16 protein-coding genes are annotated in these 12,975 nt (G+C 62.3%); 8 read left to right on the forward strand and 8 right to left on the reverse strand.

Annotated elements, in window-relative coordinates:
* The first annotated feature begins 50 nt into the window (after positions 1 to 50).
* Positions 51 to 1,313 carry an MFS transporter gene (locus ABD733_RS08080; protein WP_425552870.1) on the forward strand — a complete coding sequence of 421 codons (1,263 nt, stop codon included), beginning with the start codon at positions 51 to 53 and terminating at the stop codon, positions 1,311 to 1,313.
* Positions 1,314 to 1,453: 140 nt separating this feature from the next.
* Here the strand turns inward: ABD733_RS08080 and ABD733_RS08085 are convergent, their stop codons facing one another.
* The 3 genes from ABD733_RS08085 to ABD733_RS08095 form a co-directional block, all read right to left on the reverse strand.
* Positions 1,454 to 2,149 (reverse strand): hypothetical protein, encoded by a 696-nt coding sequence (locus ABD733_RS08085; RefSeq protein ID WP_344794853.1) that lies wholly within the window; start codon positions 2,147 to 2,149, stop codon positions 1,454 to 1,456.
* A gap of 201 nt (positions 2,150 to 2,350) precedes the next feature.
* Positions 2,351 to 2,977, reverse strand: coding sequence for a CGNR zinc finger domain-containing protein (locus ABD733_RS08090; RefSeq protein WP_344794855.1), 627 nt, complete (start codon positions 2,975 to 2,977; stop codon positions 2,351 to 2,353).
* Positions 2,978 to 3,040: 63 nt separating this feature from the next.
* Positions 3,041 to 3,625, reverse strand: a complete 585-nt coding sequence (locus tag ABD733_RS08095) for a TetR/AcrR family transcriptional regulator (protein ID WP_344794857.1) — start codon at positions 3,623 to 3,625, stop codon at positions 3,041 to 3,043.
* 143 nt (positions 3,626 to 3,768) lie between these two features.
* On the opposite strand from ABD733_RS08095, the gene ABD733_RS08100 reads away from it, so the two are divergent.
* Positions 3,769 to 4,407, forward strand: coding sequence for an NADPH-dependent F420 reductase (locus ABD733_RS08100; RefSeq protein WP_344794859.1), 639 nt, complete (start codon positions 3,769 to 3,771; stop codon positions 4,405 to 4,407).
* 53 nt (positions 4,408 to 4,460) lie between these two features.
* Positions 4,461 to 5,081 carry a TetR/AcrR family transcriptional regulator gene (locus ABD733_RS08105; protein WP_344794861.1) on the forward strand — a complete coding sequence of 207 codons (621 nt, stop codon included), beginning with the start codon at positions 4,461 to 4,463 and terminating at the stop codon, positions 5,079 to 5,081.
* A gap of 19 nt (positions 5,082 to 5,100) precedes the next feature.
* Here the strand turns inward: ABD733_RS08105 and ABD733_RS08110 are convergent, their stop codons facing one another.
* On the reverse strand, positions 5,101 to 5,478 hold the full coding sequence (locus tag ABD733_RS08110; protein ID WP_344796053.1) for an SDR family oxidoreductase: 378 nt from the start codon (positions 5,476 to 5,478) through the stop codon (positions 5,101 to 5,103).
* Here ABD733_RS08110 and ABD733_RS08115 point away from each other — a divergent pair.
* Positions 5,402 to 5,596 carry a hypothetical protein gene (locus ABD733_RS08115; protein WP_344794862.1) on the forward strand — a complete coding sequence of 65 codons (195 nt, stop codon included), beginning with the start codon at positions 5,402 to 5,404 and terminating at the stop codon, positions 5,594 to 5,596. The genes ABD733_RS08110 and ABD733_RS08115 overlap by 77 nt on opposite strands.
* 246 nt (positions 5,597 to 5,842) lie before the next feature.
* On the opposite strand, the gene ABD733_RS08120 is transcribed toward ABD733_RS08115, so the two are convergent.
* From ABD733_RS08120 to ABD733_RS08130, 3 genes are read right to left on the reverse strand one after another with little or no spacing between them, the layout of a single operon-like run.
* Positions 5,843 to 6,559 carry an alpha/beta fold hydrolase gene (locus ABD733_RS08120; RefSeq protein ID WP_344794864.1) on the reverse strand — a complete coding sequence of 239 codons (717 nt, stop codon included), beginning with the start codon at positions 6,557 to 6,559 and terminating at the stop codon, positions 5,843 to 5,845.
* Complete coding sequence (locus ABD733_RS08125; protein ID WP_344794866.1) at positions 6,556 to 7,056, reverse strand: MmcQ/YjbR family DNA-binding protein; 501 nt, start codon at positions 7,054 to 7,056, stop codon at positions 6,556 to 6,558. Before ABD733_RS08125 ends, ABD733_RS08120 begins: the two co-directional genes overlap by 4 nt.
* A gap of 2 nt (positions 7,057 to 7,058) precedes the next feature.
* Positions 7,059 to 7,499 carry a hypothetical protein gene (locus ABD733_RS08130; RefSeq protein ID WP_344794867.1) on the reverse strand — a complete coding sequence of 147 codons (441 nt, stop codon included), beginning with the start codon at positions 7,497 to 7,499 and terminating at the stop codon, positions 7,059 to 7,061.
* Positions 7,500 to 7,734: 235 nt separating this feature from the next.
* Here ABD733_RS08130 and ABD733_RS08135 point away from each other — a divergent pair, with 235 nt between their 5' ends.
* On the forward strand, positions 7,735 to 8,079 hold the full coding sequence (locus ABD733_RS08135) for a UBP-type zinc finger domain-containing protein (RefSeq protein WP_344794869.1): 345 nt from the start codon (positions 7,735 to 7,737) through the stop codon (positions 8,077 to 8,079).
* 1 nt (position 8,080) lies between these two features.
* Here the strand turns inward: ABD733_RS08135 and ABD733_RS08140 are convergent, their stop codons facing one another.
* Positions 8,081 to 9,715, reverse strand: coding sequence for an FAD-dependent oxidoreductase (locus ABD733_RS08140; protein WP_344794871.1), 1,635 nt, complete (start codon positions 9,713 to 9,715; stop codon positions 8,081 to 8,083).
* Between the two features lie 217 nt (positions 9,716 to 9,932).
* Here ABD733_RS08140 and ABD733_RS08145 point away from each other — a divergent pair, with 217 nt between their 5' ends.
* The 3 genes from ABD733_RS08145 (at position 9,933) to ABD733_RS08155 (ending at position 12,884) form a co-directional block, all read left to right on the forward strand.
* Positions 9,933 to 10,673, forward strand: coding sequence for an SDR family NAD(P)-dependent oxidoreductase (locus tag ABD733_RS08145; RefSeq protein ID WP_344794873.1), 741 nt, complete (start codon positions 9,933 to 9,935; stop codon positions 10,671 to 10,673).
* A complete protein-coding gene (locus tag ABD733_RS08150) occupies positions 10,673 to 11,404 on the forward strand; it encodes an SDR family NAD(P)-dependent oxidoreductase (protein WP_344794875.1) in 732 nt (243 codons plus the stop codon). The genes ABD733_RS08145 and ABD733_RS08150 overlap by 1 nt, the downstream gene beginning before the upstream one ends.
* A gap of 223 nt (positions 11,405 to 11,627) precedes the next feature.
* Entirely contained in the window at positions 11,628 to 12,884 is a 1,257-nt protein-coding gene (locus ABD733_RS08155; RefSeq protein ID WP_344794877.1) for an MFS transporter, read from the forward strand.
* The last annotated feature ends 91 nt before the right edge of the window (positions 12,885 to 12,975 follow it).

A 12,975-nucleotide genomic window follows, 5' to 3' on the forward strand; every position in this document is an offset into this window, starting at 1 on the left:
GATCTGTTGCCTGTACCGTTCGATACGGGATTGTCATCGAGAGGTCGATCATGTCTGCCCAGCAATCCGTTCGCGCTTCGTCCCCCGTCGCGTCGGAGCACGCCTCACCCGCTGCCAAGCGGCGAGACACCATTCCTCGTCCTGTCGCCTTTGCCTTGATGGCCGTAGTGCTCTTCGGGCTCTTTGCGGCTGCCGCTGCCCCGTCCCCACTGTTGGTCGTCTATCAAGCTCGGTGGGGCTTCGCCCCTTGGCTCCTGACATTCGCTTTCGCGATCTACGCAGTCGCACTACTCGTGGCCGTCTTGGTTTTCGGATCGCTCTCGGATCACGTTGGACGACGTCCCGTGATAATCGGAGCGCTCGTCGTGCAAGGCATTGCCATGACGGTGTTCCTCAACAGTGGAGGAATCGGCGAAGTCATCGCCGGACGCGTCTTGCAAGGTCTAGCGACGGGAGCTGCAACGGGTGCCATCTCCGCGCTGCTGACTGACCTTGCACCTACAGGCAACAAGAAGTTAGGTGGCATGCTCGCCAGCATCGCCCCCCTCGGCGGCTTGGGCGTGGGTGCGCTTGTCACCGGGCTTCTCATCCAGGTGACGACGGACCCGTCCGCCATCTTCCTCGCGTTCGACATCGTCTTTGCGCTTGGAATCGTGCTCACATTCCTCGTAAAGGAGCCCATCAGCCGCCGGATCGGCGCTGCGAAAAGCCTGATCCCGAGAGTCGCAGTTCCCACCGCGGCTCGGTCCGCCTTCACCGCATCGATCCCCGCGCTCATTTCGAGCTGGATGATCAACGCGTTCTACTTGGGCCTGGTTGCCGCCATTCTTCAGGGAGTGTTCGGCATCCACAGTGGGCTCATCAACGGCGCAGCGATCGCCCTGTTCACCGAGTCGGCCGCGGCGTCCGTTTTGATCTTTCGTAAGCTGTCCAGCAACACGAATTCTCTCGTGGGATCGATATCGCTGATTGTCGGCGCAGCGCTCACGGTCATCGGACTTGAAAGCGGTTCCCTTGTGGTTTTCGGTATCAGCGCCATTCTGGGTGGAATGGGACTTGGACTGTCCTTCTCGGGCTCGGTTTCGCTGATCATGCCTCACGCTCAGGCCCACGAACGCGGCCAGCTCTTCGCCGCCGTCTACGTCGTCAGCTACCTCGCCTTTGGCCTACCGGCTATCGCTGCCGGCCTGTTCGTCGCATCGGAGGGGCTCCTCGCGGTCGCGACAACCTTTGCCATCGTCATCATCGTCATCGCCGCGGTATCACTCGGAGCCCACATCGTTCGGGGTTCTCAGGCGCCCCGATCCAAGTAACGTCGGCCGAAGGAGGCGCAGGCTCCGCCGAAAACCGCGCCTCCGCCGCATCGCACTCACGGTCTACGCAGATCGATGGACCAGAACTCGCAGGCGTCGGCAACCGGTCAAGCGGCGAGAATGGCGGAGCGTAGTCGGGGTCATGCCTGCGTGAGAAAGAATCGGCCGACCCGACCCCGCCAGCCGCTTCGTACCTGGAGGGGACGCGCCGGCTCGGTGCGTACTTCAAGCGGGACGATGTGCGCTTGGAGTCCGTTGGCGGCCGGTTGCACGAATTTCACTCGAATCGCTTCGCCCTTATGCCGCGGTACCACGATGATTAGTTGTGGCTTTTCGCCGTTGAGCATGTCCAAGGCCGACGTCATTTTGTACGCCCAGGGACCCCGGACGCCGCCAACCGCGCGTGGGAAAATTGGCATCACCGCCACGGTTCGCTGCACGAGGAAGAAGTCGATCTGGAAGCGTTCGTAGACGAGGCGGCCGATTTCAACAGCGACCTTCTGGCGGCGAAACGAGCGATAGCCCGGCCAAATCGCCGCAAACAGGGCCCCGAGGCCCCAGGCGCCAAACCAGATGGCAGCGTATGCCCACTCACCGGCCGTGTCGCGATCCAACGACTTGGGAAACCGACTTACGAGGTCTTCGGCCAGGGCTATGAGGCCGTAGTGGGCGCTCACCCATCCGAAGGCGCTAACGGTAAGGATCAGGACAAGGCCGCTCGCAAGGTCCGTAGCCAGACCAACTCGGGGGGCGAGTGGGCCTGCCGGCTGACCTGCAACTTCGAGCTTTGACCACCGCCGTGCCTTGGCTTTCTCGATGTGCGATTTGATGGACATGCGTACCCCCATGGCTTCGGACGCGCGAGAGGCGCCCGATGTCACTGTCGGAGGCTTTCAACAATCCGTTAGGCAAATGTCAGGGGCGGATGGCGTGTACGCCACCCGTGACCTCGCTTACCGCCTGGGGACATCCCGGCTCAGACTTACCACGACCTGAATCCCGGCATCCGGCTGCTCGCGAACGATTGCGGGCTTCCGTCACGCCGAGGCCGAGTCGTCCAATTCCATGGATTGGTCCCGACGAGCGGCTGCGCGACGGGCTCGCGACTGCCGGAGGTTGTGCTCGTTACCGCAGGTGCGCACGTCATGCCAAACGCCGCTGGAATTTTTGCTGCGGTCATAGAAAGCCATGAGGCACCACTGATTGGCGCAAAGCTTGAAGCGCGGGAACGTCCCGACTAGTTGCGACTTGAACATCTCCAGCGAGATCGTCTCGATCATCCAAAGCCGGGAGGACTTTGTGGCCGCCGGCTGAATGCCCACACGGCCCGTCCCGTCCATCTGAAATCGCAACCCTCCGTCGAGCTGCCACTGGTCGATCCATGTCTCGTCATCACGGTGAAGGAGTGCGACGCGCAACGTGTCGCGAAGGGTCCGGATTTCCGCAAGATCGGCTGGCTTGAATTGCGGAACAGCACCAAGGTAGTCGGGGTTGTGAAGCGCCCAAGCTCGCGTCGCCTGCTCGAACCAGGCTCGTCCCGTGTCGGTCTCGTTTAGGAGGTCAGATTGCCCGCGACGGCCGACCGTGTTCAGGAGATCTTGAAACAACGACAGCCCGTCTGGCGCGGGGCTGAGGCGGTAGCGTTCGCTCGATCCAATGGACATGAGCCCAGTTTAGGCGACACATCTAAAGGGCAAAAGGGTGTGGTTAGATTATTGCAAACATCATTAGGAATCAAGCTCTTGAATGCCTTGACTTCTCAGAGTCTGTCGCGCCGCTCGAAGGATCTCGTCTGACAGCGCAGGATCAGCCTCGACGACTGCTCTTGAGAGCATGAGTGCTCCCAGCATGGTCGTGACCGATTGAATGGCGGCCGACTCGCTCTCGGTTTGCTCTTGCCCCTCTGCGATTCCGGCGGCCATGCGACGCACCGCCTCTGCAAGAATCTCCTTGAGTTCCAACTTGCCGCGCACAAGGTCCGGGCTCAGCGCGCCCACTGAGCAACCGTCCTCCTTGTTGTCCCGATGCTCCGCCGAAAGGTATCCATCCACAAGCTCGAGAAAGCCCTCGGGGCCGGCTTTGGCCGCGGCCACAAACCCAGTCACGCTTTCTTCGACACCTTGCTCGAACGCTTCCCGCTCCAGGGCTTCCTTCGAGCGAAACTGGCGGTAAAAGCCGCCATGGGTCAGGCCCGCAGCTTTCATGAAGTCCGCGATCGACGGCTTGTCGAATCCTCGCTCGCGAATCAGCCTTGCGGCAGAGGCGATGACGGCCTTGCGGTGCGCGGCCGCCTGGGCCCGACTGACGCGCATGATCTCCTCTAGAACGTAGACAAAAGATTTTGAGTTGTGTGCTCGGTTCAGAGTCTAGTACTGGACGGTTCAGTACAGAAAGGGTAAACTGACCCTTACGCGAGAGTCGCGCGAGACGATATTGCCTCATTTACCTGACAGGGGTGAGCTTCGTGGCCGTCGAAAGCATCGGAATCATCGGAACCGGCATCGTTGGTCGTGCTGTGGCTGCCAAGGCGCTTCGGCACGGATACTCCACGACCGTTGCTAATTCGCGAGGTCCTGAGGCGGTCCGCGCAGCACTCGGCGACATCGGCGGTCTTGTCCATGCGGGTGATGTCAGCGGTGCAGCGGTGGCGGACGTCGTGTTTCTGGCCATCCCGTTCCAGCTCGTTCCACGTCTGACGGACGAAGCCGATTGGTCGAATCGCGTTGTTGTCGATACGACCAACCAGTTCGAGGCCAGCGACCCCTATCGCGGTCGGGCGCACATCGGGGACTTGACGGGAAGCGAGTGGGTCGCGGACAAGCTGCCTGGTGCGCGGATCGTCAAGGCCCTCAACACGATGTTCGGGCCTTACATCGACGCTGATCCGCAACACTCAGAGGGTCGTCAGGTTGCTTTTTTCGCCGGTGACGACGACGCGGCGAACACTCAGGTGGCTTCGATCTTGACAACCTTCGGTTTCGCCGCGCTGCCGGTCGGCAATTTGCGGGAGGGGGGCCGTCTCATGCAGCTCGACGGTTTTCTGAACGCGAAGCACATGCTTCTTCAGAACGCCCTCGACGCCCCGGTGGACTAGCGAACCGCTTTCTCCTGCCGGCGCTGGCCGGCAATTTGTGATGCGTGAGTGGAATGGAAGTGACAATCGTGGGAAGGCCCGCAGGGTTTGACCGCCAGGACGTGATCTCGGCGGCGGAACGACAATTTCGTCGTGCTGGATACGAAGGTACGAGTATCGACGATCTCGTGGAAGCGACAGGGTTGGGTCGAGGGAGCCTATACGCGGCGTTTGGCGGCAAGCACCAAATGTACCTAGAGGCCCTCGACCGCTATTGCCTGGATTATGAGGAGTCCTTGGACGACGCCCTCGGCGGATCGGACGAAGGCGCCTATGGGCGCTTGCAGGCATACTTGGCCAACCCGGAGCATTGTGCGCTCCAGGCGGGTGAATATTTGGTGTGCATGGCAGGGCGATCCGCCATGGAGTTGGGTTCCTGCGATGTCGACGTGACCTCTCGCGTAGACCGCAACTTCACCGTTCTCGAATCGGCGCTTCGAGAGGCCATCGAGGCTGCTCAACGCGCTGGCGATTTTGATCGCGATGCGGACGCGGGGGACGCCGCTACCGTGATACTCGTTCTCCTGAAGGGTATTGACATCGTTGCCCGGACTGGCCGGAGCCCGGAAGACCTTCGTCCCCTCGTCGGAGCCGTGATGGATCGCTTCGCGACACACCGGCTTGCGTTCGCCTAGGAGCAAGAGGGGCGATCGACTACCTCGAGTACTCCGCGGGCGGGCGGCCTTCGACGGAAAGGAGCAGAGACTCTCCACCGTCGATGTCGAACACGGCTCCCGTGGGAGCCCCGTTCCACATGACATATGTGGCCTGGGCCGCGACCTCGGTGACTTCGACCATGCGCTTGATGGGGAGCACCTCTCGCAGCTGTGCCCGACGAGCTTCGAGACCCTCTCCTAGGAGCGATGCGGAAAGGGGGGTGTCTAGGAAACCGGCGGCAAGCAGGTTGAATCGCGCCGGAGCCAGTTCGAGGGCGAGATTCCGTGTGACGGTCGTCATGGCGCCGACGCTGGAGGCAACGACGGCCACGCCCGATGCGGGTTTGCGCGGCGCGGTTCCGCTGAAGAACAGGATCGACCCGCCGGCGGTGACTTTCGTACTCGCCTATTTGGCGATGTTGAGGGCCAGCCAAAGTCTTTCTTCGAAGATTTTCCGTGCTTCGGCGAAGTCGATGTCATCGATTCGGGCGTAGTAGGAACCGCCCGCGGGAACGATGACGTGCGGGCACCGCGACGTTGACCACGGAGGTATCGAGCAAGCCCACCATCGAAGACAGCACGGTCGCGGCGAGGAGGATGACTCCTCGCGTACTGGCCAGGGGACTCCACCGTGTGCGGCCCGGTCGTCCTAGTCCGGATCCGGCGGGGGCGCCGACCGTTTCGACGCAGTTCCGGCGACGCGGGTTTTCGGGTCGCCGCTTGACACGGTGGAGTCCGGCTTAGAGGCCCGAGAGGGCGTCCTCGATGCTTGCCGTGACGTCGCGCGGCTGGCTGACGCCTACGGCGTGGCTTCCTCCTGGAACCTCGCGAGTGCCCTTCGAGTCAGCTCTTTTGGCCATTTCGCGAAGGGCTTCTACGGGGATGTTTTTGTCGGCGTCACCGAAGACGAACCAGGACGGCAGGTCTTTCCAGGCGGCGGTATCGGCACTCAGAGTGTCGGACAGCGCCTTCTCCGTCACGGGGCGCTGGGAGATGGCCATGGCGGCGGCGAGGGTCGGATCGACGTCGGCCGCGAACTGATCGGGAAATTTCTCGGGATCTATCCGGAATTCGTTGCCGCCGCTGCTGACCGGGTAGGCGAACAGGGTGTCCCCGAGGGTGCTTCCGGGGTGGCGCCCGGAGAGTTCGAGTGCTGACTCTCCGGGGGCAGGGGCGAACGCGGCGACAAAGACGAGCGCCTTGACGGCGTCGTTGTCGGAAGCCGCCTCCGTGATGACCATGCCCCCGTAGGAGTGACCTACCAGAACGACCGCCGTTCCTAGGCCAGCGATGAAGTCGCGAAGATAGGCGGCGTCTCCTTGGACGGAGCGAAGCGGATTGGCCAGCGACACAACGTCTCGGTCTCTGGCGGTCAGTTCCCTGGCCACGCCGTCCCAGCTAGATGAGTCGGCGAAAGCCCCATGGACGAGAACAACGGTTGGATTCGAGGACGTCATTTCTTTCTCCTTTTTTGGCCGGCGACGAAGGCTCCCATGGCACCGCTGCCATGGAGATACGGATGCTCGAAGCGGATGTGGTGGTAGCTCTCGATGACGAGAAGCGCCAGGATGTCGTCTGGGATGTCACCCCGCAGATCCACCGACACCCTCCAGTGGCAGTCGCCTTCCGGTCTCGACTGAACGGACTCGTATTCGACTTCGAGAGCACGGGCCTTGTCGAGTGTCGTCGCGATGGTGATTGCAGCTCCTCGCCTACGCGTGGTGTCGACGCGCGCAAAGACTTCGCCGGAGAACAGAAAATCGGTTTGACCGTGCTCGGGGATCTCATTCGTCACCCCTTTGAAGGAGTCAAGAAAGCGAATGGTTTCCTTCACCGTGAGGCGCCGCCCTTGGGGCCAGTAGAACTCGGCAGGAATTCGGTCAGTTACCGCTGCATCGCTCGCATCCGAACCCTCGGCGGGCCGGTTGGGTCGGAGCGGGGCAACGGAACGCACGGTTACTCGCCGGCGCCTTGAGCGCTTTGCAAGCTGCCAATTTCCGCTCGTGCTGCTTGGACGAGTTCGTCGTTCGTGTTTGCGTGGCCGCTCAGTCCCCAACCGCCCTCGGGCGCTTCCGTGAGGAGGACCCACGTCCGATTTTGGAGCGACTCGTCGCCGGCGGCGTCAGCGATGATCGACGTCAACGACTTGACGACCGTCAGCTGTTTGTCCCGATCGAGCGCACCGGCGTTCGTCAAGACCTGAACCCGAACGTAATTGGTGTCACCGTCGACATTGGAGATGGCGCTGTTCGAGAGATCGTGGATGAAGGCCGCTGTGTTCTTGCGGAAGAGCGAGATGTTGGGGACTTGCTCCGCCTGCATGACGGCTTCCGCGAGACGTTGCGCCAAGGCATGAGTGTCGGCGAACGTTCCTGTTGCCGCGTACACGTCGATCATTGGCACGAGTGGATCTCCTCTTGATGTGGCCTCGGGTGAGGTGCTTCTGCACAACTATTGTGCAGACGATCCGTGCCTGGCAAGTACCTATGATGAATCATGCAAAAATACTTTGCCTAGGTCGGGTAAACGGCTTTCATGGTCCACACCCGCTCTGGCGCGTGGCCTCTGCTGAGGCCGATTTAGGTCCGGTCGACACCTGGACGGCGAGACCCAAATCGCAGATGCTGGTGGCATGACTGACGACGATGTGGACGAACTACAGCCGCCCTCCGGCGGCGTGTGTTTTGAATGCGAGGCGGCGCAAGGGTGGTGGTTGCATCTTCGCCGCTGCGCGAAGTGCGGCCACGTAGGGTGCTGCGACTCGTCTCCGTCGCAGCACGCCTCGGCTCATGCGCGCGATAATCACCATCCTTTGGCTCAGTCGTTCGAGCCCGGAGAGGAGTGGTTTTGGAACTACGACACGGAAGCCATGGCGCCTTGGAGGCAACTCGCGCCACCAACGAGCCGGCCCGAGGGATCGACCTCTCCTGGACCGCGTGATCGCGTCCCAGCAAACTGGCGCGAGCTGCTTCATTGACCTAGCCGATGGCGGCGGCGTCCAGTACTGCAAGCCTTCGATGCACGGACGCAACTGCACTTGCACCTTCGCCCGCTGCCGCCGCGACTCGTTTCATCGATCCGCTACGGACGTCTCCAGCCGCGAACACTCCTGCGAGGCTCGTCTCAAAAGGAAGAGGCGGGTTATTCGCGGATGTGGTCGTTTGCGCTTCGGCGCCAGTGAGAACGAAGCCGTGATCGTCGAGGGCGAGGCCCGGCAGCCAATCGGTGTCCGGCACGGCGCCGACGAAGCAGAAAAGCGCGGACGCAGCGAGCGTCTCCGGTCCCCTCTCGGTGGAGGAAATCGTTACGGCTTCCAGATTTCGCTCTCCGTGAAGAGCGCGGACCTCGGCATTCAACAGGACCCGGACGCATGAGTTCTGTCGAATCCGCGAGACGAGGTAGGCCGACATGCTTGCGTCCAACTGACCGCCGCGAATGACCAGCGTGACGTCGCAGTCGCGCTGGGCAAGGTAAAGGCATGCCTGGCCGGCCGAATTTCCGCCACCAACGACAATCACCCCCTGACCTTGGCATTGGCGTGCTTCTAGATCCGAGGCGCCGTAATAGATTCCGGCGCCAATGAAGTCGGCCCATCGGTCGATGTCGAGATTGCGGTAGCGCACCCCCGTGGCGATAACGACTGTTCGCGCCAGAATTACCGCCGGCCCGCGGAGGGCGACGCGAATGATGGGCCCCGAGGGCTCCAACGCGACCACCTCAAGCGGAGCATGCAGTCCCGCCCCAAACTTGAGTGCTTGCAGAGCGGCCTTGTTCAGCAACTCGTCCCCGGACAACCCCTCGGGGAATCCCAGATAGTTCTCGATCCTCGATGTCGCGGCAGCTTGACCTCCTGGCCCAACGCCATCGACACATACCGTGTCCAATCCTTCGGATGCGCCGTAGACCGCCGCGGCCATGCCCGCGGGTCCCCCTCCGATCACCAGCATGTCGGCCACGCTTTCCTGGCTTCGCCGATACGCGTGCCCGACCTTTTCCGCCACGTCATCCGGCGCTGCGCGAGTGAGAACATGCCCTTCCATTGCGACGAGAGGCAAGGCCCCTATCCCGTAGCGGGCCTGCAGGCGAGCTGCGGCGGGATCTCCTTCGTCGATCCAGCGGTGAGGAAGCCGCATGCGGACGAGAAAAGCGCGGAGGGCATTGGACACGCTGTCGTGTTCACGGCCTGCAGCAATGAGGGAGTCGCCAGCGAACTCCAGGAACCATTCACGGCGTGCCTGGAATGTCTGCATGAAAACCTCTGCCACGGAGCCGTCTCGACTCATCAATTCCTGGATACGGTCGGCCGGAATGCGCCAGACGGGTCCGCTCTGCGTCACTCTCGCCGTGACGAACGCCGCTTGGTGCGTGAGTTGCCCCAACTCACCGACGAAGTCTGTCGGGCCCTGGAAAGCGATCGTTTTTCGGACGCCCGTCAGTCCGTCGCTGACGACCAGAGCGACTTGGGCGCCGGCGAGGACGAAGAAGTCTGGGTCCAGGTCACCCGCTGCGAAGAGGTTGGTCCCGGCTGGCACCTCCTGACTCACTCCGAACGACATAGCCAAAGCTGTAAGAGCTGCCGTCGATTTCCGGTGCGGAAAGTCATGTCCTGCCACGATTCTGTGCCTTTCAGGATGGAATGCCACAAGCGTAGAGCTTTAAGCCTTCCAGCCGGGGTACAAAGTCGGATGCAGAGTTGGGGAATAGTGGTTCTGTACTGTACGTTCCAGTAACGATCAGTCCAGAACTGACGCCGTTGTCTCCCACATCACGAGAGTCAGCGGTTCCCATTACGCCTGGCCATACGCCGAGCGAACCAAAGGAAGCACACTCATGCAGTTCAAAGGCAAGACAGCACTCGTCACCGGATCCGGTTCCATCGGCGGCATCGGCGCAGCGATCGCTCAGGAACTCGCCGACAACGGCGCGTCTGTCGTCGTCGCGGGACGCAATGTCGAACGTGGCGAGGCCGTGGTCGAGAAGATCCGTGCAACGGGCGGCGACGCTCGCTTCGCGCTCGTCGACATGACCGACCTCGCGTCCGTCGAGCACCTGGTGGAGGAGGCCGGACATGTCGACATCCTCGTCAACAACGCTGGCTACGCGCCGCTCGGCAACGCGACTGACGTCACCGTCGAGGACTTCGACCGCGGCTTCAACACCAACGTTCGCGGACCGTACTTCCTGACTGCCGCCGTGGCTCGCAACCTCATCGCGGCCGGCACGCCAGGAAGCATCGTCAACATTTCGTCGATCTCCGCGGCTCGCGCGATGCCGTTCATGTCGGCATACGGCGCTACGAAGGGCGCCGTCGAGACGCTCACGCGTTACTGGGCGAACGAGTTCGCCAGCGCAGGCATCCGCGTCAACGCCATCTCCCCCGGCACCATCAGCAGTGACAATGTGATGGCCATGTTGGGCGACGCCACTGAAGGTATCGTCGCCAGCACCCCGCTTCGCCGCGTGGGAACTCCCGAGGAGATCGCAAAGGCGGTCGTCTACCTCAGCAGCGAGAGCGCCGGCTTCATGACTGGCTCGATTGTCGCGATCGACGGCGGCAGCACGGCCATCTAATGGAGTTCGAGAACGACCGCGTCCTCGTCACGGGAGTGGGTCAAGCAGGCAGCCTCGGGCACGAGATCGCGGTCGCTTTCTCGAAACTTGGCGCTTACGTTGTTGCATCGGGACGATCGGCGAAAGCCGAGCAAGAACTTCTCGATGTCGTGGGCCCGGATCGGACGAAGTTCATCCAGGTGGACCTCCTCGATCCGGGCTCCGCTCGAGATCTCGCTCGACGAGCCGGTGATGTGACAATCCTCGTCAACAACGCCGCAACCATCGAGGCCGGCTCCACATCGTCTATCACCGACGATGGCTTCGACGCCATGTTCGCCGTCAACGTCAAGGCGGCTCACCAGTTGGTCGCCGAGTTGCAGCCGGGCATGGCGCGAGCGCAGCGTGGATCCATCGTGAATATCAGCTCGATCGGAGCCAAGCTCGGGACGCCTGGCCGCGCCGCCTACGCCGCGTCTAAGGCTGCTCTCGAATCTCTGACCCGATCCTGGGGAGTTGAGTTCGCGAGCGATGGCATCACCGTCAACGCAGTCGCGCCCGGCCCCCTGTTAAACCCCCGGCTGCGTGCCGCGGGGGGTGCGGCAATCGCGGCGGCCGGCTCCACCGTCCCCGCGGGCCGACCGGTACGTACGCGTGAGGTGGCTGACGTCGTTGTGTTTCTTGCGAGCCAAAAGGCACGTTATGCGACCGGATCCACGCTTGCTCTGGACGGCGGACGCACGGTCATCTGACGCCCCGCTTGCTGGTCTGTAGGGGGACCAGCTGGACCACAAGGCCTCACCATTCGGTGGGGCCTTGTGTGTTTTGCCGCTTTCGGCAAAAGCTCGTTGGACGGGAATAGACGCGGTTCAGGAACGTTTAGTACAGAATCGTGCTACGTTCTGGAACAACCAGTACAGATCACCCGCCCGGCGAGAATCCTCGCGGGCCCCATTCCTTCCCGGAGATCCCAAAATGACGAATCAAGAAATCTTCCCTGAGACGGCCGGCAGACCGTTCTCCCTGAAGAGAGGCTGGGCTGGCGTTATCGCCGTCGGTATCGGCTCCTTCGCGCTGTCAGTGACAGAACTGCTCCCGGTCGGGCTTCTCACACCGATCTCGAAGGAACTCGGCGTCACGGAGGGCACCGCCGGCCTCATGGTCGGAGTTCCGGCGATCGTCGCGGCGATCAGCGCCCTCGCCTTCGTGGTCCTGGCGGGCAAGACAGACCGCCGCAAATTGCTCATCGCGGGAAGCATTCTCCTTCTCCTGTCCGACGTCGTGTCCCTCACGGCGCCGAACTTCCTGGTCATGATCATCGCTCGCGCGCTACTAGGGCTCTCCCTCGGAAGTTTCTGGGCTATCGCCGGAAGCCTTGGGGCCCGCCTGGTGCACGAGAAATACATTGGCGCAGCGACGTCAGTGATCTTCGCGGGACTCTCCATCGCCGCAGTCATCGCCGTCCCGATGGGCTCATTCATCGCGACCATCGCAGGCTGGCGCGAAGCCTTCCTTGTGGCATCGATCATGGGAGCCGTCGTCGTGGCGCTTCAGCTCATCGCCGTTCCTAAACTTGTCGTGGACCAAGCCCCGACCTTGTCAGCTCTGCCAGTCCTGATTCGTCGTAAGAGCATCCTCGTGCTCCTCCTGACTGTCGCCCTCGTCTTCGTGGGTCAGTACGTCTCCTACACGTACATCACGCCGTACCTGAACTCGAACCTCGGCATCACCGGAGGAACAGCCAGCGCACTCCTCCTCGCCTTCGGGATTGGCGGCATCATCGGCAACTTCGGGGGCGGCGCCCTTGCCGTCAAGCACCTCAAGCCCATGTTGCTGCTCTTTCTCGTCCTGATGGCCGGAGCCATGATCGCGTCGCAGTTCCTGACCGGCTCCCTGGCCGCCCCCGTGATCGTCCTTGTGGCGTGGGGCCTGGGTTTCGGCGCCGCTCCCGCCTCATTGCAGGTCTGGATCTTCAAAATCGCGCACGATCACCCCGAAGCCGGGACCGCTCTGCTGATCTCCGTGCTGAACATCGCCATCGCCACCGGAACCTCAGTGGGCGGAGTGATCGTCGACTCCGCCGGAATTCGCGCCTCCTTCTGGGTCGGCGCCGCACTGCTGGTGATCGCCGTCTTGAACGTCGCATTCCTCGCCCTCCGGAAGCAAAAGCGCTCCCGAGTGGATGACGCGACCCGCCCCACGCCCGTCCTGGAGGACGTCCTTAGCCGCTAGCCGGACATTCCGCTTCAACAAACAACTGCCGGGTCGTCCCGAGAAGCTTCGACCACATCAGTAGAGAAAGGGCCGCCGTCCGGCGGTCCTT

Source organism: Frondihabitans peucedani (assembly GCF_039537585.1).
Lineage (GTDB): Bacteria > Actinomycetota > Actinomycetes > Actinomycetales > Microbacteriaceae > Frondihabitans > Frondihabitans peucedani.

Bases quoted from the DNA above. Each gene is read 5' to 3' on its own strand.
- ABD733_RS08115 (WP_344794862.1), top strand. From the start codon at position 5,402: ATGGCGCCGACGCTGGAGGCAACGACGGCCACGCCCGATGCGGGTTTG.
- ABD733_RS08155 (WP_344794877.1), top strand. From the start codon at position 11,628: ATGACGAATCAAGAAATCTTCCCTGAGACGGCCGGCAGACCGTTCTCC.
- ABD733_RS08150 (WP_344794875.1), top strand. From the start codon at position 10,673: ATGGAGTTCGAGAACGACCGCGTCCTCGTCACGGGAGTGGGTCAAGCA.
- ABD733_RS08135 (WP_344794869.1), top strand. From the start codon at position 7,735: ATGACTGACGACGATGTGGACGAACTACAGCCGCCCTCCGGCGGCGTG.
- ABD733_RS08145 (WP_344794873.1), top strand. From the start codon at position 9,933: ATGCAGTTCAAAGGCAAGACAGCACTCGTCACCGGATCCGGTTCCATC.
- ABD733_RS08080 (WP_425552870.1), top strand. From the start codon at position 51: ATGTCTGCCCAGCAATCCGTTCGCGCTTCGTCCCCCGTCGCGTCGGAG.
- ABD733_RS08120 (WP_344794864.1), bottom strand. From the start codon at position 6,559: ATGACGTCCTCGAATCCAACCGTTGTTCTCGTCCATGGGGCTTTCGCC.
- ABD733_RS08085 (WP_344794853.1), bottom strand. From the start codon at position 2,149: ATGTCCATCAAATCGCACATCGAGAAAGCCAAGGCACGGCGGTGGTCA.
- ABD733_RS08095 (WP_344794857.1), bottom strand. From the start codon at position 3,625: ATGCGCGTCAGTCGGGCCCAGGCGGCCGCGCACCGCAAGGCCGTCATC.
- ABD733_RS08105 (WP_344794861.1), top strand. From the start codon at position 4,461: ATGGAAGTGACAATCGTGGGAAGGCCCGCAGGGTTTGACCGCCAGGAC.
- ABD733_RS08130 (WP_344794867.1), bottom strand. From the start codon at position 7,499: ATGATCGACGTGTACGCGGCAACAGGAACGTTCGCCGACACTCATGCC.
- ABD733_RS08090 (WP_344794855.1), bottom strand. From the start codon at position 2,977: ATGTCCATTGGATCGAGCGAACGCTACCGCCTCAGCCCCGCGCCAGAC.